The organism is Acinetobacter sp. WC-743 (assembly GCF_000335555.1).
Taxonomy (GTDB): Bacteria; Pseudomonadota; Gammaproteobacteria; order Pseudomonadales; family Moraxellaceae; genus Acinetobacter; species Acinetobacter bereziniae.
This window is the reverse complement of record NZ_AMFQ01000146.1, coordinates 1-218: the sequence shown is the minus strand read 5'-3', so window position 1 is coordinate 218 and position 218 is coordinate 1. Positions and strand designations below refer to the sequence as shown.

General features: G+C 42.2%; 1 protein-coding gene. It reads right to left on the bottom strand.

Annotated elements, in window-relative coordinates; all coding sequences use genetic code 11:
* A partial coding sequence (locus tag ACINWC743_RS21910; protein ID WP_009587029.1) for an MBG domain-containing protein occupies positions 1-218 on the bottom strand: 218 nt, incomplete at both ends.

Sequence of the window (218 nt, the reverse complement as noted above, 5' to 3'; positions counted from 1 at the left end):
TTGCTGTAAAGCCTGATGCTGTTTGATCTTTACCGTTATATACAGTGTTTAAACTATTCGCAGTCACAGTCGCTTTGGCTTTGGCAATATCCAATGCACCATCAACAAAGGTCAGATCGTAGTTCTTGTCTGTACCTGATGCAGTATGAACATAACTGCCTGCGTCTTTAGCAGAAACAGTAGCCGTCACGCTTGTAAGTACAGATTCAGTTTCACCA